At 43.9% G+C, this 19439-nt stretch carries 19 protein-coding genes; 5 read left to right on the top strand and 14 right to left on the bottom strand.

Going from position 1 to position 19439, the window contains the following annotated elements; all coding sequences use genetic code 11:
• Position 1: 1 nt before the first annotated feature.
• Positions 2–721, bottom strand: coding sequence for a pyridoxine 5'-phosphate synthase (locus FN831_RS05715; RefSeq protein ID WP_142527263.1), 720 nt, complete (start codon positions 719–721; stop codon positions 2–4).
• A gap of 315 nt (positions 722–1036) precedes the next feature.
• Positions 1037–2353 (bottom strand): adenosylhomocysteinase, encoded by a 1317-nt coding sequence (gene ahcY / locus FN831_RS05710; protein WP_142527262.1) that lies wholly within the window; start codon positions 2351–2353, stop codon positions 1037–1039.
• Positions 2354–2553: 200 nt separating this feature from the next.
• On the opposite strand from ahcY, the gene FN831_RS05705 reads away from it, so the two are divergent.
• Positions 2554–2964: a BrxA/BrxB family bacilliredoxin gene (locus tag FN831_RS05705; RefSeq protein ID WP_142527261.1), complete on the top strand. Its 411-nt coding sequence runs from the start codon at positions 2554–2556 to the stop codon at positions 2962–2964.
• A gap of 68 nt (positions 2965–3032) precedes the next feature.
• Here the strand turns inward: FN831_RS05705 and cdaA are convergent, their stop codons facing one another.
• Both cdaA and folP read right to left on the bottom strand, forming a co-directional pair.
• The gene (gene cdaA / locus FN831_RS05700) at positions 3033–3824 is read right to left on the bottom strand and encodes a diadenylate cyclase CdaA (RefSeq protein ID WP_142527260.1); all 792 of its coding nucleotides are present in this window, start codon (positions 3822–3824) and stop codon (positions 3033–3035) included.
• Positions 3825–3854: 30 nt separating this feature from the next.
• Complete coding sequence (gene folP / locus FN831_RS05695) at positions 3855–4712, bottom strand: dihydropteroate synthase (RefSeq protein ID WP_142527698.1); 858 nt, start codon at positions 4710–4712, stop codon at positions 3855–3857.
• 56 nt (positions 4713–4768) lie between these two features.
• Between folP and FN831_RS05690 the strand changes: the two genes are divergently transcribed.
• From FN831_RS05690 to FN831_RS05675, 4 genes are read left to right on the top strand one after another with little or no spacing between them, the layout of a single operon-like run.
• Positions 4769–5311 (top strand): DUF1599 domain-containing protein, encoded by a 543-nt coding sequence (locus FN831_RS05690; protein ID WP_142527259.1) that lies wholly within the window; start codon positions 4769–4771, stop codon positions 5309–5311.
• The gene (locus tag FN831_RS05685) at positions 5311–6462 is read left to right on the top strand and encodes a BT_3928 family protein (RefSeq protein ID WP_142527258.1); all 1152 of its coding nucleotides are present in this window, start codon (positions 5311–5313) and stop codon (positions 6460–6462) included. The genes FN831_RS05690 and FN831_RS05685 overlap by 1 nt, the downstream gene beginning before the upstream one ends.
• A gap of 1 nt (position 6463) precedes the next feature.
• The gene (locus FN831_RS05680; protein WP_142527257.1) at positions 6464–7519 is read left to right on the top strand and encodes an ABC transporter permease; all 1056 of its coding nucleotides are present in this window, start codon (positions 6464–6466) and stop codon (positions 7517–7519) included.
• Positions 7520–7522: 3 nt separating this feature from the next.
• Positions 7523–8047, top strand: a complete 525-nt coding sequence (locus FN831_RS05675; protein WP_142527256.1) for a shikimate kinase — start codon at positions 7523–7525, stop codon at positions 8045–8047.
• Here FN831_RS05675 and FN831_RS05670 read toward each other — a convergent pair.
• The 10 genes from FN831_RS05670 to FN831_RS05625 all read right to left on the bottom strand — a co-directional run bounded on the left by FN831_RS05670 (position 8044) and on the right by FN831_RS05625 (position 19425).
• Positions 8044–8442 carry an acyl-CoA thioesterase gene (locus tag FN831_RS05670; RefSeq protein WP_142527255.1) on the bottom strand — a complete coding sequence of 133 codons (399 nt, stop codon included), beginning with the start codon at positions 8440–8442 and terminating at the stop codon, positions 8044–8046. The genes FN831_RS05675 and FN831_RS05670 overlap by 4 nt on opposite strands.
• Positions 8443–8508: 66 nt before the next feature.
• On the bottom strand, positions 8509–9318 hold the full coding sequence (locus FN831_RS05665; RefSeq protein WP_142527254.1) for a tRNA pseudouridine synthase A: 810 nt from the start codon (positions 9316–9318) through the stop codon (positions 8509–8511).
• A gap of 2 nt (positions 9319–9320) precedes the next feature.
• Positions 9321–11225, bottom strand: coding sequence for a beta-N-acetylhexosaminidase (locus FN831_RS05660; RefSeq protein WP_142527253.1), 1905 nt, complete (start codon positions 11223–11225; stop codon positions 9321–9323).
• A 143-nt stretch (positions 11226–11368) separates the two neighbouring features.
• Complete coding sequence (gene dacB, locus FN831_RS05655; protein ID WP_142527252.1) at positions 11369–12763, bottom strand: D-alanyl-D-alanine carboxypeptidase/D-alanyl-D-alanine endopeptidase; 1395 nt, start codon at positions 12761–12763, stop codon at positions 11369–11371.
• A 76-nt stretch (positions 12764–12839) separates the two neighbouring features.
• Entirely contained in the window at positions 12840–13832 is a 993-nt protein-coding gene (locus tag FN831_RS05650; protein ID WP_142527251.1) for an aspartate-semialdehyde dehydrogenase, read from the bottom strand.
• A gap of 284 nt (positions 13833–14116) precedes the next feature.
• Entirely contained in the window at positions 14117–14986 is an 870-nt protein-coding gene (locus tag FN831_RS05645; RefSeq protein ID WP_142527250.1) for a sugar phosphate isomerase/epimerase family protein, read from the bottom strand.
• 10 nt (positions 14987–14996) lie between these two features.
• Positions 14997–15893, bottom strand: coding sequence for a hydroxypyruvate isomerase family protein (locus FN831_RS05640; protein ID WP_142527249.1), 897 nt, complete (start codon positions 15891–15893; stop codon positions 14997–14999).
• Between the two features lie 2 nt (positions 15894–15895).
• Positions 15896–17140: a nucleoside permease gene (locus FN831_RS05635; protein ID WP_142527696.1), complete on the bottom strand. Its 1245-nt coding sequence runs from the start codon at positions 17138–17140 to the stop codon at positions 15896–15898.
• A 20-nt stretch (positions 17141–17160) separates the two neighbouring features.
• Positions 17161–17856, bottom strand: coding sequence for a 3-keto-disaccharide hydrolase (locus FN831_RS05630; protein WP_142527248.1), 696 nt, complete (start codon positions 17854–17856; stop codon positions 17161–17163).
• Positions 17857–17967: 111 nt separating this feature from the next.
• Positions 17968–19425 carry a Gfo/Idh/MocA family protein gene (locus tag FN831_RS05625; protein ID WP_142527247.1) on the bottom strand — a complete coding sequence of 486 codons (1458 nt, stop codon included), beginning with the start codon at positions 19423–19425 and terminating at the stop codon, positions 17968–17970.
• Positions 19426–19439 lie beyond the last annotated feature (14 nt).

Raw genomic sequence — 19439 nt, 5'->3', positions numbered from 1 at the left:
CTTAGTCATTCAGTTGTCTCAGATACATTTGAACCGTATTTTCCAAACCAAGGTAGAGGGCATCACTGATCAGGGCATGGCCGATGGAAACCTCAAGCAGGTTTGGAATATTTTCTGCAAAATACTTAAGGTTTTGCAGGTCAAGGTCGTGACCGGCGTTGATGCCTAAACCCAGTTTGTTTGCTGTATGTGCAGCTTGAATATAAGGTGCAATTGCTGTCACCGGGTCTTTAGGATAGTTTGCAGCATACGCTTCTGTGTACAGCTCAATGCGCTCGGTTCCTGTGGTTTTTGCAGCCTCAATCATTTCTCTTACAGGGTCAATAAAGATAGAAACCCTGATACCTGCCAGCTGGAAAATACTTACCATTTCCTTCAGGTAATCCTGGTGTTTGATGGTATCCCATCCGTGATTGGAAGTGATTTGTCCTTCAGCATCCGGAACGAGGGTAACCTGGGCGGGCTTGTTTGCAAGTACGAGGTCTACAAACTTTTGTTCCCTGCAGTTTCCTTCGATATTAAATTCTGTTGAGATTGCTGCTTTCAGGTCGAACGTGTCCTGGTAGCGGATATGACGTTCGTCTGGCCTTGGGTGAACGGTGATACCTTCAGCACCAAAGCGCTCACAATCCATGGCAACCTTCACCAAATCGGGATTGTTTCCACCGCGACTGTTTCGTAAAGTGGCGATTTTATTGATGTTTACTGATAGTTTTGTCATCTACAAAGATAATTCAATAATGACAAACAGGTATAATATTATTGTAAAGTATGAAGCCTCCTGCTGGTCGGCACCTTGTCTGTAAGTGCGACATACCTGCAACGATATTGCGGTATATGAGCGCTATTTTCGTCTTTAGCTAGTGCAGTTTGATGGCAGTTTGATCGCAGGAATGTCGCACTTATATTAAGGGCAGGCTCAACTATAGCCTTTGCTGCATACTCCCAGGGCTTTAGAAACAGATTGATCAGCATATTCAACAAAAAAAGGGATACACTTTTCAGCGTATCCCTTTTCCTGATATATTTAAACAGATTAGTATCTGTATGCTTCACCTTTAAAAGGACCTTCAACCGGAACACCGATATATTCAGCCTGGTGAGTATCCAGTACGTCTAATTCAACGCCGATTTTAGCTAAGTGCAGACGGGCAACTTTTTCATCCAGGTATTTAGGAAGAACGTAAACTTTGTTCTCATATTTACCCGGGTTTGTCCATAATTCCAGTTGAGCTAAAGTCTGATTAGTGAAAGAAGCAGACATTACGAAACTTGGGTGGCCTGTAGCACAACCTAAGTTAACCAAACGTCCTTCAGCCAGTAAGATCACATCTTTACCGTCGATTGTGTATTTATCAACCTGTGGTTTGATCTCAACTTTAGTATCACCATAGTTGGTATTTAACCAGGCAACGTCGATCTCATTGTCAAAGTGGCCAATGTTACAAACGATCACTTTATCTTTCATTGATTTGAAATGCTCTGCACGAACGATGTCACAGTTACCTGTTGTAGTAACTACGATATCAGCTTCTTTAACGGCATTAGCAAATTTCTTCACTTCATAACCTTCCATTGCAGCCTGCAATGCACAGATCGGATCAATTTCTGAAACGATTACACGTACACCCTGTGAGCTCAGTGATTCTGCAGAACCTTTACCTACATCACCATAACCTGCTACAACAGCAACTTTACCAGCCATCATTACATCAGTAGCACGACGGATCGCATCTACCAATGACTCACGGCAGCCATATTTGTTGTCAAATTTAGATTTTGTTACAGAGTCGTTTACGTTGATAGCCGGTAAGTGTAAAGTTCCGTTTTTCATACGCTCATACAGACGGTGAACACCTGTAGTAGTTTCTTCAGAAAGACCTTTAATCGCAGCGATCAGCTCAGGGAACCTGTCGAACACCATGTTGGTTAAATCACCACCATCGTCTAGGATCATGTTTAAAGGCTGTTGCTCAGGACCGAAATGTAAAGTTTGCTCAATACACCAGTCAAATTCTTCTTCGTTAAGACCTTTCCATGCGTAAACCTGGATACCTGCAGCAGCGATAGCAGCAGCAGCGTGATCTTGTGTAGAGAAAATATTGCATGATGACCAGGTTACTTCTGCACCCAGTTCAACTAAAGTTTCAATTAAAACTGCAGTTTGGATGGTCATGTGCAGACAACCTGCAATGCGCGCACCTTTTAGTGGTTTCGACGGACCAAATTCTTCGCGTAATGACATTAAGCCGGGCATCTCTGCTTCTGCTAATCCAATCTCTTTACGGCCCCATTCTGCCAGTGAAATATCCTTTACTTTGTAAGGGATGTAAGTAGTCTCTACTGATGACATATTTTTTTTGTTTTGTGAGCTGCAAATTTACAGCATTTCATAGTCAATAACAAAAAGGAATTGGGATATGACGAAATAATGGTCTTGGTAATCAAAAGGTAAAAAACATGTGCAAACCCTGAATTCCTTTGATACTACTAAATCCCGGTGTACCTTTGTTGCAAGAAAAAATTAATAATAATATTTAAAGCATCTTACATATGTATCCAGAATATTTAGTAGAACCTATGCGTGCGGAATTAACCAAAGTAGGTTTTGAAGAAATGAAAACAGCAGAAGAGGTAGATAATGCCCTTACCGGCGAAGGAACTGTTTTTGTTGTTGTAAACTCAGTATGCGGTTGTGCAGCAGCAAATGCGCGCCCGGCAGCAAGATTAGCAGCTTCGAATGAAAAACATCCTGATAAAATGATCACTGTTTTTGCAGGTATGGAAAAGGATGCGGTTGACAGAGCAAGAAGTTATATGATGCCTTTCCCTCCGTCTTCACCAGCTATGGCTTTGTTTAAAGATGGTAAGCTTGTTCATATGATCGAACGTCACCAGATTGAAGGCCGTCCTGCACAGATGATCGCGGAAAACCTGATGGGTGCTTTTGATCAGTACTGCTAGTCATTAAAGATAGTATCCGGTGAACAGCCGGTATAAAGAGATCCGGCCCTGTGCCGGATTTTTTTTGCCTAAAAATCTTTGTTCAGCAACTTCTCCAGTTCCCCAAAAGATACATTCATCCTTACCCTGCCTTGTTTTGCATAGGCAATTTCACCGGTTTCTTCGGATACAATCACCGCTACGGCATCTGTAGTTTCTGAGATGCCGATACCGGCACGGTGGCGCAAACCAAATTGAGGAGGAAGTTTATCATTGTCGGTAAGGGGCAGGATACAGCTGGCACTTTTAATTTTATTTTCTGCAATCACCACAGCGCCGTCATGCAGGGGGCTGTACTTCTGAAATATGCTTTCCAGCAGGCGTTTGGATATCTTTGAGTCGATCACCTCACAACTGTTGGCAAATAGCTGGTCGTCATAGAACTTTACAAAAACAATCAAAGCACCGGTCCTGGATTTTTTCATGCTCTTGCAGGCATCAATAATCGGTTTGATCCGCACCAGGTTATCACGTTCAATATCCTTGCTGCCAAATAAGTATCCCCACCAGGCCTTGTTTTTCTGCAAAAACGTGTTTTTCCCAATCATTAGCAGAAAGCGCCTGATCTCGGGCTGGAAAATGATGATCATTGCAATCACGCCCACGCTCATGAACTTGTTGATGATCGCAGACAGGAGACGCATATTTAAGGCGTCTACCACAAACCAAAGCACCAGAATGATCACCATACCCAGCAGCAGGTTCACTGCCATGGTATTTTTAATCAGGTTATAGGTATAATAGATCAGGAAGGCAACGAACAAAATGTCCACTACATCAGTGACCGTTATGGTGAGAAAATCAAAGTCAAAACCTTTCATTATTGCCAAGTTAAGTATTTTAGAGATATATTACCGCTCCTGCAGTTTTTCAACAAGTGCGATACATTCTGCGGCTGCCTTTACATCATGTACCCTCAGTATCTTTGCGCCTTTTTCAAGTGCTATGGTATTGAGCACCGTTGTGCCATTCAAGGCCTCCTGCGGGGTATTTCCCAGAAATTTATAAATCATGGATTTCCTGGAAAAACCCACCAGTACCGGAAGACCGAAGATATCCAGGTTCTGCATATGGTTTAACAGCTCGTAATTATGGTCAGTGGTTTTTGCAAAGCCAAAACCCGGGTCAAGGATGATATCCCTTACGCCAAGGTTCTTCAGCGTGTATAGTTTTTGCTCAAAATAATCCACCACATCCAGGCTCACGTTATTGTAAGCCGGATCTTCCTGCATCGTCTGCGGGTTACCTTTCATGTGCATGAGAATGTAGGGAACCTGCAGTCTGGCTACAGTTTCAAACATCTGCTCATCCAGTTCACCGCCTGAAATGTCGTTGATTATGTGCGCCCCTGCTTCAATACTTTCGCCGGCAACTTTTGCCCTGAAGGTATCAATGGAAAGCCGTGCTTCAGGGAACCGTTTACTGATCGCTTCAACTACAGGTACGATCCTCCTCAACTCTTCATCGGTACTCACATCATCAGCCCCGGGGCGGGAAGAATAAGCACCGATATCAATGAAAACTGCACCTTCTTCCAGGCAGTTTTCTGCTCTTTCCAGGGCAAGATCTACAGAACTGATCCGGCTGTTGCTGTAGAAAGAATCAGGCGTTAAATTGAGGATGCCCATTACAACCGGGCGGCTCAAATCAAGAAGTTCACCTTTGAGGTTTAGTGTTATTTTTCGGTTTAAAAACGTATCTTTAGCCATCATTTAATACAAAAATACAGTATTAAAATAGCTTTAAACTAAATATTTTAATTGTTTTGGCCACAAATACCTCACAAGAATTCGATTCAGTAATTGCGGTCTGCAGATCGCTTTTTTTAAAGAAAACCCAGGACTACGGAACGGCATGGCGCATTCTGCGTTTGTCTTCTATTACAGACCAGATATTTATCAAAGCACAGCGCATCCGTACGCTCGAAGAAAAGAAAATATCAAAAGTAGGGGAAGGTATTGTACCTGAATATATCGGGATCATCAATTACTGTATCATTGCCATGATGCAGGCAGACATGGATGAAAATGATCCGCTTGAACTGGAACTGAACAGGGTACAACAGCTGTTTGATCAGAAGGTACAGGAAACCAAAGACCTGATGTTTGCGAAAAACCATGATTATGGCGAAGCCTGGCGGGATATGAGGATCAGCTCACTGACAGACCTGATCCTGATGAAGATCTTCAGGGTGAAACAAATTGAGGATAACCTTGGTGCCACGGTGGTTTCTGAAGGTGTAAACGCCAATTATCAGGATATGCTCAATTATGCTGTTTTTGCGCTGATCAAATTAGAACTCAAATAATGAATAAAATTGCGTTAAATTTTTCACGGATATTTGTAGGAGTGCTCTTCATTTTCTCCGGACTGATCAAGGCAAATGATACCCTTGGTTTCGGTTATAAGCTCGAAGAGTACTTTGATGTTTTTCATATTTCCTTTTTTAGTCCCTATGCTACAGGGATCGCGATGATCCTTTGTGTGCTGGAGATCGTATTAGGGGCCTTGCTATTGTTCGGTTTCTGGAACAGGAAGGTTGCCACAGGACTTCTGGGCATCATTATTTTCTTTACCTTTCTCACCTTCGTATCAGCGGCCTTTAAGGTGGTTACTTCATGTGGTTGTTTCGGAGATGCTATTCCGCTTACGCCATGGCAGTCTTTCTCAAAAGACCTTGTCCTGCTGCTGCTGATCGTTTATCTGTTTATCCACCGCAACTCCATCCTGCCTGTTACGCAGAATGCAGGTGTACAAAAAATTGCTTTGATTGCAGTTGTAGCGCTATCATTTATTTTTACCATTTATACCTACAGCTACCTTCCTGTCATTGATTTTCTTCCCTACAAGGTTGGGGCCAGCCTGCCTGATGCGATGAAAATCCCTGAGGGTGCAGAGCCAGACCAGTACCTGATTATGTACAAGCTGAAGAATAAGGCTACAGCTGAAACAAAGGAGATGAGCGACAAAGATTACCTGAAAACGGAGATCTGGAAAGATAGCAACTGGCAGATCGTGGGCAACCCGGTGCAGAAGCTGATTAAAAAAGGCTACGAGCCAAAAATAAAAGACCTGATCATCAGTGATGCTGCCGGCACCAATTATACCAAAGAACTGCTGGAGAACCCATATTATAACCTGATCATTGTTGCCTACAACCTTAACAATACAAATACAGAGGCCATCGGTAAACTGAATGCGCTTACAATGGATGCTACCGAGCAGTTCAACATCCGCACAGTATTGCTCACTTCAAATTCTGCACAGGATGCTGAGGCTTTCAGTAAACGCAGTAAGCTGCTTTCGGAGATCTTTTATGCGGATGCTGTACCGCTTAAAAGTATGGTGCGGGCCAATCCCGGTGTGCTGTTACTTAAGAATGGAGTAGTGATCAATAAATGGAGTTATCAGTCGGTGCCTTCATTCGAAAAACTGAAAACAGCTTACTTCGATAAATAAGATGTGGTCATATGCACTCAGGAAACTACTCTATGGATTTGCTGTAATGGCGGGTGTAGTAGTTGTTGTATTCATCCTGTTTAACATTCTTCCCGGCGATCCTGCAAGGATGACGATGGGGCAGCGTGCCGATGTGCAGTCGCTGGAGGCCGTACGTAAAGAGTTTGGCCTCGATAAATCCAAACCTATGCAGTTCCTGTTGTTTATTAATGACCTTTCTCCGGTAAGTTATCACGAAAACACTCCTGAAGAACAGGAGAAATATCACTATGTCCGCTTGTTGCCAGTTTCCTCCTATGTGATTGCCCTTAAGGTCCCTTACCTGAGAAGATCCTATCAGACCAAGCGTGAAGTAGCTACTATCCTGGGGGAGACGGTTCCCAATACCTTTGTTCTGGCCATTACCGCCATGATCTTTGCTACCCTGATTGGTGTGTTTTTAGGAATTGTTTCTGCAGTCTACAAAGACACCTGGATAGATAATGCTGCCAATGCTTTTGCTATCCTGGGCATTTCGGCACCTGCTTTTTTTGCGGGTATTATTATCGCATGGTTCTTTGGGTTCGTCCTCGGGCCCTATACCGGACTGAATATGTCTGGCTCCCTGTACAGTTACGATCCCTTTCTTGGTGAAGTGATTACCCTGAAGAACCTCATCCTGCCGGTAATTACCTTAGGATTACGTCCGCTGGCCATCATTGTACAACTCACAAGAACAGCCATGCTGGATATCCTCGGTCAGGATTATATCCGTACGGCCCGTGCAAAAGGCCTTGGCCGTTTTGCCGTGATTTATAAACATGCCCTGAAAAATGCATTGAATCCTGTGATTACTGCAATTTCTGGCTGGTTCGCCTCGCTGCTTGCAGGCTCTTTTTTTGTAGAATATATTTTTGGGTATAATGGCCTGGGGCGCACCACCGTTAAAGCACTGGAGATGTCGGACTTTCCGGTAGTGATGGGCTCCATCCTTTTTATCGCCCTGATATTTGTAATAATTAATATTTTAGTAGATATTTTGTATGCCTTTGCAGATCCAAGGGTAAAATTGGCTTAAGTAATGAAGATATTTCTGATTGGTTTTATGGGCTGCGGCAAGACAACGCTGGGAAAGAAGTTTGCGGTAAAGCAGGGATTTGAATTGCTGGACCTTGATCATGAGATTGAGCGTGTCACAGGAGATACTGTTGCAAATTATTTTTCCGCGAATGGAGAAGAAGCTTTCAGAAAGCTGGAGAGCGAAACGCTGAAAAATTACCGGTACGCCGAAAACTGCATCATCGCAACCGGAGGCGGAACTCCATGTTTTTTTGATAATATGGATTGGATGAACGCAAATGGTACTACTGTTTATATCGAAATGTCTGCGGTTTCCCTGGCCAAAAGACTGGAAAAAGGAATGGCCAAACGTCCGTTGCTCAGGGGGCTTACTCCCGAAGGAGTTGTTGACTTCATCGAAAACAAACTCACAGAACGCGGTCCTTATTATCATCAGGCCAGAATTACCCTGAATGGCCACAGCCTGAGCCCGGAGATCATTCTCCAGGCAGTGACAAACGAAAATCAGGTTTATCCGGAAGATTAATTGTCCTCAGCGGCAAACTGCTCTTCGATAAATTTGATCTGTGTTCTGCCATGAGGTACAGGGTTACCATATTCATCAACATTTACAAATACCATTTTATCAATGGTCAGGATGCTTTTCCTGGTGATCTTATTGCGGACCTCACAAACCATTGTTAAGGACGTATTCCCAAAGGCAATTGCCGTAATGCCCATTTCGATAATATCGCCCTGTTTTGCAGAACTCACAAAATTGATCTCCGAAATATATTTTGTAACCACCCGTGGATTGCCCAGCTGTACAATTGCGTAAATAGCAGCTTCTTCATCTATCCATCTGAGCAAACTGCCGCCGAATAAGCTTCCGTTAGGGTTTAAATCTTCTGGTTTTATCCATTTTCTGGTGTGGAAATTCATAATTGTACGTTTTCTACAAAAATAGGAGTTTTTGGACCTTATAATCTCAGCTTAGCGTAAAGAATATTACAGCTTTCTCCAGCTCGTGTCGGCAGCTTTTTGCAGTATAGCCGAAAAATCTGTTCTCAGGGGAAGATCAAGATAAGGATAAGTAACCTTTGAAAGGTATAATCCCTGCGGATGTGCAGGAGTAATGAGTGCAGGTGTTTGTTTGCTGATCAGATGACTTTCAAATTCGTCTACACTAAGTGTTCCTTTTCCGATTTTCAGCAGCTGCCCCATGATAATACGGATCATTTTTCCGAGAAAACGATTTGAAGAGATCTGGAACCTTAGCTTTTCTCCCTTGTCGTCAACCATCAGGCTCGCAGAGCGCACATAACATAAAGTATGTTCATACTTGTCCGGATGGGTACAGAAAGCGCGGTAATCTTTATATTTGGGGAGGAGCGCAACAGCAGCTTTCATCTGGTCCCAGTCCAGGCCATCAAGTAAATAATACGAACTCAGCCCATTTAAAAAGGGATCTTTGTAGGTGTGCAAGAAATAATCATAAGACCGCTGTACTGCATCAAAACGTGCATGTGGCAATCCTTCCATTGGAATGATATCATACACGGCGATATTCATCGGAAGAAGTTTGTTCAGCCTGAAAACCAGGTCGAAATCCCATGGCTCTGCAATATCCATATGAAAGAAGAACTGGCTGGCATGCACCTGTGCATCGGTTCTTCCGCAGCCATTAATAGCAACCGGGGATTTAAAGATTTCGCCGAGCGACTTCTCAATTACGCCCTGCACGTTCATCACCGTGGCCTGTTTTTGCCAGCCGTTATATTGCAGGCCGTTGTAGCCAATATGTACAAAGTATCTCAAGATTATCTTTTTCCCGCTCTTTTATTCAGCTCATCTACCGATATCGTAATCATCCTGCCAATAGGTTTATTGCCACGGTAAGTGATTACCCGCATCAGGCTGGCATCCTTTGGTACTGTTACTTTTTCTGTATATTTTGGATAAAACCTGTCCGGGAATGAATTGTCAAAACTGTAATAAATGTCAAGTCCGTCGATATCGGTGATCAGTTCCACCATTACCTGCCTGTCGGCCGACCTGCTTGCTTTAAATATCGGATCATAGATACTCGGCGCATATTTTGTCTCGGCAATATCCATCCGTTTAAAATGCTCCTCCATCTTACCGATAAAGTTGGTCCAGTTTTTCTTTTCCTTTGGCGACCAGACTGATTCTGCCACTGCATAGCCTCTTGGCCAGGTCATATATTCTGCCTGGCGAATATTATAGATCTGTTCTGTCCACAAATTGCCCTGGCCACCTATAATATATTTTGGATCGGCACCTGCCGGTACGGGATCAAATTCGTAGGTTTTAGGCAAACGAACGGTATTATATACCTTAGGTTCTGTAATCACATCGCCCTGCATCAGGTCCAGATAAACATTGGTTTGCGGCGTCATGATTACTTCATGTTTCAGATGAGAGGCTTCGATGCCAAACTGGCTGCTTCTCCAGCTCATGATCCCTGCACTTGCGGGGATGTCGCTGTTCATGATCTCATCCCAGCCCATAAATTTCTTGCCTTTGGATTCAACAATCTTCTGTACGCGTTTCTCAAAGTAGCCCTGTACCTGTCGCATATCTTTAAGACCTTCTCTCTGCATCAGTGCTTTGATGGCATCGCTTTTCTGCCAGAAGTTTTCCGGTGCTTCGTCGCCGCCCATATGGATATATTCAAAAGGGAACAGTGCAGCCACCTGCGTGATCACCGTATCAAGGAAACTGTAAACCCTTTCATTGGCGGGGCAAAGTGTATTGTCCAGCAATGCGATTGGCGGTGCACCGTGCGACCAGTCCATGATTTTCTCTCCCGAGCGCACTCTGTAATTTATTGCTGCCGGGGTACATGATAAATCAGGATAAGAGGCTACTGCTGCAAGACTATGACCCGGAACATCAATTTCGGGCATAATATCTACAAACCTGTCTTTGGCGTACTGTATCAGTTCCCGGATATCATCCTGGGTGTAAAAACCACCATATGTACGGGGTTCATCAGGCCCAGGAGTGCTGAAGCTTCCAAATTCGCCGGTTTTTTTCACATTCCATGCGCCAACTTCTGTAAGTTTTGGCAGCCCTTTGATCTCTATCCTCCATCCCTCATCATCAGTCAGGTGCAGGTGAAGGAGGTTATATTTATAGCGGACCATCGCGTCGATGTATTGCTTCACGTCCTTTTTAGTAAAAAAGTGACGCGCCACATCAAACATCAGTCCTCTCCAGGCAAGACGGGGGTAATCCGTAACCTCTACACAGGGAACGGTCCAGTTGATGTCTTTGATCAGTTCTTTTGATTCTATTTCTTTTGGGAATAATTGCAGCAAGCTTTGTACACCATAGAACAATCCCGCGGTTTTGTTCGCCTTGATGACAATTAAGGTTGGAGTGATTGAAATCTGATAGCCCTCATTTCCCAGCACAGCATTGGCTTTCGAATTTAGCATCAGGCGGATGGAGGCCGGTGCAGAAGTATTGTTATATTCCGCAACAAACTTCCCTGTAGGTACCGATAGTTTTTCTTTTAGATAATCAACAACAAGTTTCATCTCCGGCGTGGCCAGGATCACCACATTATCAGGAAGCGTGAAATGGCCGCTGGTTTTAAGCAGCGACACCGGTTCTGGAATAATAGCAAATTCCGGCGCCCTGCTGAGCGGGCCGGCACTGCTATCCGCTGCCGGTAAAGTAGTATTTTCAGATCCCATTTGTTGACTATATGCGTTGATGTAAATAAAAAAACAGCATATAAAAGTTACGAATTTGTTCATAAAAAAAAGAGGGTATTTTGCGCGGGTGCTTGCTAAAAGCCTGCAATTTAGTAAAATGTGGATAAATAAGGGGCAAATGTTTATTTTAAGGCATTCAAAACCCTGAATAGTTTGGGGTTGATACCACTGCCAGAATAATTATTGATATTGATAACGATCACATATTTATTCCCGTTATCAGCCGTGTAATAACCTGCAAAGGCCGAAACATCATTGATGGTGCCGCTCTTTAGTTTCATGCCATTATTTTCTGGCAACGATTTATAAAATTCAGGGAACCACTCTTCTTTTTGCGACTGAAACAGAATATTGGCCATAGCGGCTGTGGTTACCCTTGTTGCGGGCGAAAGGCCGCTGCCGTCAATGATGTTGAGGGCATTCCTGTCCAGGCCTTTATTTGCCCAGTACCTGATCTCTACGCCGGCCCCATTGCTGGTAGTTGCTTCTTTCCCGGCTTTCCAGGCAAGGGTTTTCAACAGATGTTCTGCGTACAGGTTCACGCTTTTTTTGTTTAACCAGAAAACGATTTCTGCTAGAGAAGGGGAGGTAATGGTGTTTAGGTTTTGAATTGAAGAGGGTAAATGCTGGTCAGCTGCAAGGAGCTGCCTGGCGGTGCTTGCAGCAGTATTTACTTTGATGCCGGCCTTCTGGAGGGTGTCCTGTAAACGGAAAGCGGCATCATAGGCCGGATCCGGAAGGGCTACTGAAATCCCGCTTTTCTGGATGTCCCTGGCCCAGCTGCCACGAAGGTACGCAATATTGCCTAATGGCGGCAGGTAGGCGTAAGCCCTGTCGCCGCTGCCTGCTTCTCCGGGGTGCAATTCATTCACAATGGTAAGATATGGCATTGCGGGCACTGCTCTTAAAACAGAAACCGTATTGTTTGCGCGCAGTTTAATATCAAACTGATTCTCTCTCCAGCTGAGTGCTGAAGGGCCGGCGCCAAAATAGTTTCCCATGTCCTGCCATGTCCATCCCTCGGGAGTTCCTTGTGTACCCCAGAGACGATCGTCACCAATGATTTTGCCCTCAATTTTTTTAATGCCTGCTGCTTTGATCGCGGCTACCCATTGACTGAGTACCACACCCTCTTTATTCTCATACCTCCACGAAGCCAGGGTAGGATCACCGCCACCGGTAATGATCACATCTCCATTAAGTGTTCCGTCTGCAGCGATGCTGCCACTATATCCGAGTGTGGTATGATAGTGAAAATCCTTTCCAAGCAATGAGAATGCAGTTGCTGCAGTAATCGTTTTTAATGTTGAGGCAGTGGCAACGCCGATATTTTCATTTTTTGCAAAGATCTCTTTTCCGGTATTGGCATCTAAAACGCAGATAGAGCAAATTGCATATTTCGCCTGGGGGTCTTCCTGCAGGGTGCTGAAGGATTGTGATAACTTCTGTGCCGGAGTTTGGGCAAAGGAGAGCGTTGACGATAGGGCAAAAAGTAATAACAGGGATCTTTTTAACATATTCTATTAAATAAAAAATGTGGTTTAAATATAGCTATTGCTATATCTAAACCACATCGGTATAGGAATGATCTGCTTAGATCAGTTCTTTTTGTACTAAAAATTCTGCAATCTGTACAGCATTTGTAGCTGCACCCTTGCGCAGGTTATCTGCAACGATCCACATGTTCAGGGTATTTGGCATAGACTCATCTCTTCTGATCCGTCCAACAAATACTTCATCTTTCTCATGCGCATCTTTAGGCATCGGATATTTAAGGTTATCGATGTCATCTTCCAGAATGATACCCGGTGTTTTTTGCATCAGGGATTTTACATCAGCAACATCAAAATCGTTTTCAAACTCGATATTAACGGATTCTGAGTGACCGCCCATTACAGGGATACGCACTGTGGTTGCCGTAACGCGAATGCTCTCGTCGCCCATAATCTTACGGGTTTCCTTGATCATTTTCATCTCTTCCTTGGTGTAACCGTTAGCTTCGAAAACATCGATCTGCGGGATTACGTTCAGGTCAATCTGGTACGGATAAGCCATAGGGCCATCAGTGATGCCTTTACGTTCATTCATCATTTGCTCTACTGCTTTTACACCAGTTCCTGTTACAGACTGATAAGTAGAAACAACAACGCGTTTAATTCTGTATTTATCGTGTAATGGTTTTAAGGCCACTACCATTTGGATAGTCGAACAATTTGGGTTGGCAATGATCTTATCATCAATTGATAATTCATAGGCATTTACTTCCGGTACAATCAGCTTCTTAGATGGATCCATACGCCATGCGGATGAATTGTCTATCACTGTAGTACCAGCTTCAGCAAAAAGAGGGGCGTATTTCAATGAAGTACTACCTCCCGCAGAAAATAAAGCAATATCCGGTTTCATGGCAATTGCAGTTTCCATGTTAACCACCTTGAACTGCTTACCCTTAAAAGTGATTTCTTTACCTACACTTTTTTCTGATGCAACCGGGATTAGCTCGGTCAGAGGGAAATTACGTTCTTCCAGTACTTTTAACATTACAGTGCCTACTAAACCAGTGGCACCTACAACTGCGATTTTCATGTTTTAAATTTGTTTTTAATGGTAATGAAGCTGTCATCAAAGATGACGGTTTCATTTTGTTATTTATTTGAATTTAATGGTAATGATATGTTATTTACCCACCTTGGGCATAGCATATCAATCCAAATATGAGAAAAACTTTGCTCATATTCAGTGGATTTCGGTGAAAAACGTTTTTAAAAAGCGTAATTAATTGTAATTCCTGTGGGAGCAACCAGAACGGTAGGGGCAGGATGATAAGGAAAAGAGCTGGCAGGAATAATCCATCCTGCCAGTTCGGTGTTTTATAAAATGCTTTTCTTAACGTAATCAGCACTTTGTTTGATGCTTTTGAAAGCATCCATAGAAAAGTTTTCCTGCTCTACGATCAGGTGTTTCAATCCCGCCAGCTTGGCGCTTTTATACAGTGTTTTAAAATCAATCGTACCAGTTCCAACTTCTGTATTGATGGTGTTGTCAACCTTGTCCATGTCTTTCACATGCCACATTGGGAAACGTCCCGGAAATTCAGTGAATAGCTTAACCGGATCATTCCCTGATCTCACTACCCAGTAAATGTCCATTTCAAAGTCTACCAGGTTTGGATCTGTGCCTTTCAGCATCATTTCATACCCTGTGGTTTCGCCATATTTAACAAACTCAAAATTATGGTTGTGATAGCCCAGTTTAAGGCCGGCCGCTTTACAAAGAACACCGGCTTCGTTTAATCTGTCGGCCACATTTTTCCAGTCGCCCTCATTTTTCCTCAGATTGTCGCCCAGGTAAGGAACAGTGATATGTGAGCTGCCCAATATGTTTGCCGCTTCAATATATGTTTTCAGTTCTTCCTGATTGCCGTCAGTGATGAATTTGTCCATTCCGTAATGCCCGCTTGGTGCAGTAAGGCCATTTTCAGACAGCAGGGCTTTAAAAGCCTTGGCATCTAAGCCCCAGTATCCGTCTTTGGCAGAATAGCCGTAAGTTTCCACTTCTTTATAACCAGCTTTAGCCACATTGGCAATTGTACCTTTTAAATCTTTTGGTAATTCAACGCGTAATGAATATAACTGCAGGCCAACGACCTTAGCCGGAGCGGCGAAGGCAAATGAGGGTGTAATAGCTGCGCCCGCCGCGGCAAGCCCTGCCAGTTTGATAAAATCTCTTCTTGAGTTCATAGTTAATAGTTTATTGGTCACATATTATAATTGCCTTTCTCAGGGAGGCCAGTTTGTCTTCCTTTAATGGAATAAACTCCTGTGCAATGTATCCCTTGAACCCTGTTGCCAGGATGGCTTTAATAATTGCAGGATAATATAATTCCTGCGTTTCGTCTATTTCATTTCTTCCGGGAACACCTCCGGTATGGTAGTGTGCAATGTAGGGGTGGTAGGTCTGGATCGTCCTGATCACGTCCCCTTCGTCCAGCTGCATATGATAGATATCATACAGCAGTTTAAAGTTTTCAGAGCCTAATCTTTTCGCCAGTTCTGCTCCCCATGCTGTATGATCACACTGGTAGTCTTTGTGGTTTACCTTGCTGTTGAGCAGTTCCATTACCAATACTACATTGTGTTTTTCTGCCAGCGGTATCAACTGTTTCAATCCTTCAACACAGTTTTTTAAACCAGTTTCATCATCCTTGCCCCTGCGGTTACCGCTAAAGCAAATCAGGTTTTTATACCCGGCTGCAGCCACCAGCGGAATCATTTTAGAATAATTTTCGATTAGTTGAGGATGGAACTTAGGATCGTTAAAACCATCTACAAGATTAATCTCCGCACCGTTGCACATGGAAGAGTACAGTCCGTACTTTTTTAGCGTAGGCCATTCTGATGGGCCAACAAGGTCAATCGCCTTCAGCCCCATTTGTTTTCCGGCGGCACAAAGTGCATCCAGCTCTATGCTGCTGTAACACCAGCGGCAGGCCGAATGGTTTACATTGCCCTTTAATTTTGGTGCAGCGGTATCAGGTGTTGTTTCTTTTTCCATAGCAAGTGCCGGCATAGCCACTGATGCACCCAGTACTGCAGTGCCAGTGATCACCGTTTTTAACATTTTTCTGCGGCTCTGTTCTGTTCCCATGATTAAGCGTGGTTAAGTTGTGATTCCGGAGTAGTTTTTTTATCCGTAAAGAAGACCGAGAACAGCAGGAATACTACCAGTGCAATACCGGCAGGAATAATCCACACCATTTTCCAGTCTACCGATCCGTCTGCCAGCTTATAGCTGTCTGTGATCATACCTGCAACTTCAAAACCGATCAGCATTCCCACACCATAGGTAGCCAGTGTGATTAAACCCTGTGCAGCACTTTTGTACCTGTCGCCGGCTCTCGAATTGGTATAGATCTGTCCCGATACAAAGAAGAAATCGTAACAAACGCCATGTAGCGCAATACCAATGATTAGCATAAAGCTCAGTTCACCTGCATTTCCGTATGCAAACAAAGCGTAACGTACTGCCCATGCAAGCATCCCCACGAGTATAGTAATCTTAAAGCCGAAGCGTTTAAAAAAGACCGGGATCATCAGCAGGAATAAGGCTTCAGAGGCCTGACCGATCGCCATTTTCCCTGTAGGGCCGGCTACGCCAATGCTCGACAGGAAGGGGTGTGCGTTCTGGTAGTAAAAGGCCAGAGGGATACAGATCAGAATTGCAGAGATAAAAAACACTGCAAAGTTTTTGTCTTTCAGCAGGCTCAGGGCATCCAGCCCGAGGATATCAGACAGTTTTACCTTTTCGTCTTTTGATACTTTAGGTGGCGTTTTCGGCAGTACAAAGCTGAATAAACCTAAGATCAGCGAAGCAATACCAGCCATAGCGAATGTGTTTTTCAGTAATCCCGAGCTTAAACCTTCTGCAGAATCCCATAGGAATAAATAGCTGATAAAAAGACCGGCAACGATCCAGCCGATAGTGCCCCAAAATCTGATGTTTGAAAATTCCTTCTCTGCATCTTTCATCTGATTGAATGCTACTGAATTTACCAATGCCAGTGTAGGCATAAAAAGGATCATGTAACCGAGTACATAGGGATAAAAAGCATCCACATTTGTTGCAGTATACATTTGGTACATCAGGACAGCCCCGATGATATGCAGTACGCCAAGGATTCTTTCAGCATTAAAAAACCTGTCGGCCACCAGGCCAATAATAAAGGGCGCAATGATTGCTCCCCATGACTGGGTGGAGAAAACTGCTGCCGTTTGTGAACCTGTTGCAGATAGATTTTTTTCTAAAAAAGTACCCAGGGTAACGAACCAGGATCCCCAGATAAAAAACTCCAGGAACATCATCAGTGATAATTTGATTCGGGTATTTACATTCATCATATTTGGTTTTATATTGTTTATAGTTCTTTGATCATGATGTTGCGGTACCATACTTCGTTTCCATGGTCCTGCAGGGAGATCTTTCCGGAGGTGAATGTACCAAAGCCTTCCCACTTTGCAAACTTACTGCCTGCAATTAGTGCTTTCCAGTTGTCATCAAACTGAGTGGTAGAAACAACTGTAACGCCATTCAATTTAATTTCCAGTTTGCCTCTGTTGCTGATGATCTCAGCGGTATTCCACTCTCCAACAGGTTTTACAGGTTCAGAGCTGCTTTTAACGAGGTCATACAGGTCTCCGGCGCGATGTTTGGTGATCTTTCCATCCGGATGCCCATCGTTGTCGATCACCTGTACTTCAGGGCCGGTACTGTAGGTCTGATGATATTTTGCGGCATCTTCCTTAATGTGGAACAAAATTCCGCTATTGGCACCGGGAGCTACTTTCCAGTCCACCTTCAGGTGAAAATTTCCATATTCCTTATTGGTTACCAGGTCACCTGAATCATCTTTATTTCCGGTAGGTACAAGGTGCAATGCACCCTCTTCAACCTTCCAGCCCTGTCCGGCTAAATTTCTGCCGTAGCTATGCCAGCCGGTAGTAGTTTTACCGTCAAACAGAGAAACAAAACCTTTTTCTTTTTTCTGTGCATTACTGTTAGTGCTGCCGATTACTGCAAGCAGCAGTACTGCCGATATTTTATATAATTTCATCTCTTTTATTTATTGTTTTTCAATTGTTAGATGGAGCCTTTGATGATTGAAATAATGATTTTATTAATTAATCATTATTTCAATCATGCCGGGGTTCATAATTTATAGTATTTACATGCCGAGTGTCCAGCCTTTGCGGTACTCTCTTTTAACATACTGGTTTACGTCATCAAAATTGGTGACCTTCATATTGTCATTATCCCACAGCAACTGGATATTTCTGCCCGGATAGCTCACTTTCCCGTCGGCCGATGTCCTTTGAACATCATTTCCGCGGATCGCCAGGTTAGCCATCAGCAACGCTTCGGTCAATGGCCCTGCAATTTCAAAAGGAGAACTTACTTCTTTCTTGCCATAACCGGCGATGCATGCTTCTACCCATTGTGCATAATGTCCGTTGGCCCCACCGGGAACACGTGCAAATTTTTCGGCTACTTTGATGTCCTTGTTGCGGCTCAGCGGAAGCAAACGCGGATTGGCACTATAGGTACTGCTCATCATTTTTCCTTTTGTACCAATAAATAAGGTACCATTACCACCATCGCCAAAAACATCATTGGCATCCAGTTCTTCAGGACGTGTAGGCTGAATACCTCCGTCCATCCAGTGCAGTGTTACCTCGCCCTGTGTTTTTGGTGTTTTAGGGAACGTCAGTGTCACATGGCTTGAAGGAGGGCAGCTTTCAGGGAAATAACCCCTTTTGAATTCATCTACATATACAGAACCTACGCTGGCCTGTACATTAGTTGCATACTTAAGTCCCAGTACACTGAAAGGAGCTTCGATCAGGTGGCATCCCATATCGCCTAAAGCGCCGGTTCCGTAATCCCACCAGCCTCTCCAGTTGAAAGGAACCAGTTTATCCACAAACTCTTTGTAAGGCGCATTGTTCAGCCAGAGGTCCCAGTCGAGCGTTGCCGGAATTTCCGCTTTATTGGCCGACCATGGAATACCCTGCGGCCATACCGGACGGTCTGTCCAGGCATATACGGTATGTACATCGCCGATCAGTCCTGCGTCGTACCATTCCTTCATCTGGCGCGGGCCATCGTTGGATGCGCCCTGGTTACCCATCTGCGTAACTACTTTATATTTTTTTGCTGCCTCGGTTAATTTCCGGGCTTCGTAAATATCATGCGTAAGGGGTTTTTGTACATAGACATGTTTTCCCAGCTGCATGGCTGCAACCGTAATCATTGCGTGGCTATGATCCGGTGTCGAGATGCTCACTGCATCAAAATTTTTGTGTTCTTTATCCAGCATTTCCCGCCAGTCCTTATAAAACTTTGCCTTAGGGAAACTTTTTACTGTACCGGCAGCTCTTTTGGTGTCTACATCACAAAGAAATCCAATATCTGCCTTGCCGCTCTTATAAAAAGCAGCAATATCGCCCGCACCTTTTCCACCTACACCAATACCCGCCACAACCAAACGGTCACTCGGGGCAGTAAAACCTTTTCCGCCTAATACATGGCGTGGGAATATCATAAATGAAGCACCTGCGATTGCAGTATTTTTTATAAATGCGCGCCTGCTGGCCGCATCTAATTCTTTTTTTGTCTTGTCCATAGATTAAAAATATT

It is taken from the genome of Pedobacter westerhofensis, from assembly GCF_900182595.1.
GTDB lineage: Bacteria > Bacteroidota > Bacteroidia > Sphingobacteriales > Sphingobacteriaceae > Pedobacter > Pedobacter westerhofensis.
The sequence above is the reverse complement of the archived record's forward strand: the minus strand, read 5'-3'. Positions and strand labels throughout refer to the sequence as shown.

Excerpts from the sequence above, each read along its gene's own strand:
- FN831_RS05715 (WP_142527263.1), bottom strand. The coding sequence starts at position 721 with ATGACAAAACTATCAGTAAACATCAATAAAATCGCCACTTTACGAAAC.
- ahcY (WP_142527262.1), bottom strand. The coding sequence starts at position 2,353 with ATGTCATCAGTAGAGACTACTTACATCCCTTACAAAGTAAAGGATATT.
- FN831_RS05705 (WP_142527261.1), top strand. The coding sequence starts at position 2,554 with ATGTATCCAGAATATTTAGTAGAACCTATGCGTGCGGAATTAACCAAA.
- cdaA (WP_142527260.1), bottom strand. The coding sequence starts at position 3,824 with ATGAAAGGTTTTGACTTTGATTTTCTCACCATAACGGTCACTGATGTA.
- folP (WP_142527698.1), bottom strand. The coding sequence starts at position 4,712 with ATGGCTAAAGATACGTTTTTAAACCGAAAAATAACACTAAACCTCAAA.
- FN831_RS05685 (WP_142527258.1), top strand. The coding sequence starts at position 5,311 with ATGAATAAAATTGCGTTAAATTTTTCACGGATATTTGTAGGAGTGCTC.
- FN831_RS05680 (WP_142527257.1), top strand. The coding sequence starts at position 6,464 with ATGTGGTCATATGCACTCAGGAAACTACTCTATGGATTTGCTGTAATG.
- FN831_RS05675 (WP_142527256.1), top strand. The coding sequence starts at position 7,523 with ATGAAGATATTTCTGATTGGTTTTATGGGCTGCGGCAAGACAACGCTG.
- FN831_RS05670 (WP_142527255.1), bottom strand. The coding sequence starts at position 8,442 with ATGAATTTCCACACCAGAAAATGGATAAAACCAGAAGATTTAAACCCT.
- FN831_RS05660 (WP_142527253.1), bottom strand. The coding sequence starts at position 11,225 with ATGGGATCTGAAAATACTACTTTACCGGCAGCGGATAGCAGTGCCGGC.
- dacB (WP_142527252.1), bottom strand. The coding sequence starts at position 12,763 with ATGTTAAAAAGATCCCTGTTATTACTTTTTGCCCTATCGTCAACGCTC.
- FN831_RS05650 (WP_142527251.1), bottom strand. The coding sequence starts at position 13,832 with ATGAAAATCGCAGTTGTAGGTGCCACTGGTTTAGTAGGCACTGTAATG.
- FN831_RS05645 (WP_142527250.1), bottom strand. The coding sequence starts at position 14,986 with ATGAACTCAAGAAGAGATTTTATCAAACTGGCAGGGCTTGCCGCGGCG.
- FN831_RS05640 (WP_142527249.1), bottom strand. The coding sequence starts at position 15,893 with ATGGGAACAGAACAGAGCCGCAGAAAAATGTTAAAAACGGTGATCACT.
- FN831_RS05635 (WP_142527696.1), bottom strand. The coding sequence starts at position 17,140 with ATGAATGTAAATACCCGAATCAAATTATCACTGATGATGTTCCTGGAG.
- FN831_RS05630 (WP_142527248.1), bottom strand. The coding sequence starts at position 17,856 with ATGAAATTATATAAAATATCGGCAGTACTGCTGCTTGCAGTAATCGGC.
- FN831_RS05625 (WP_142527247.1), bottom strand. The coding sequence starts at position 19,425 with ATGGACAAGACAAAAAAAGAATTAGATGCGGCCAGCAGGCGCGCATTT.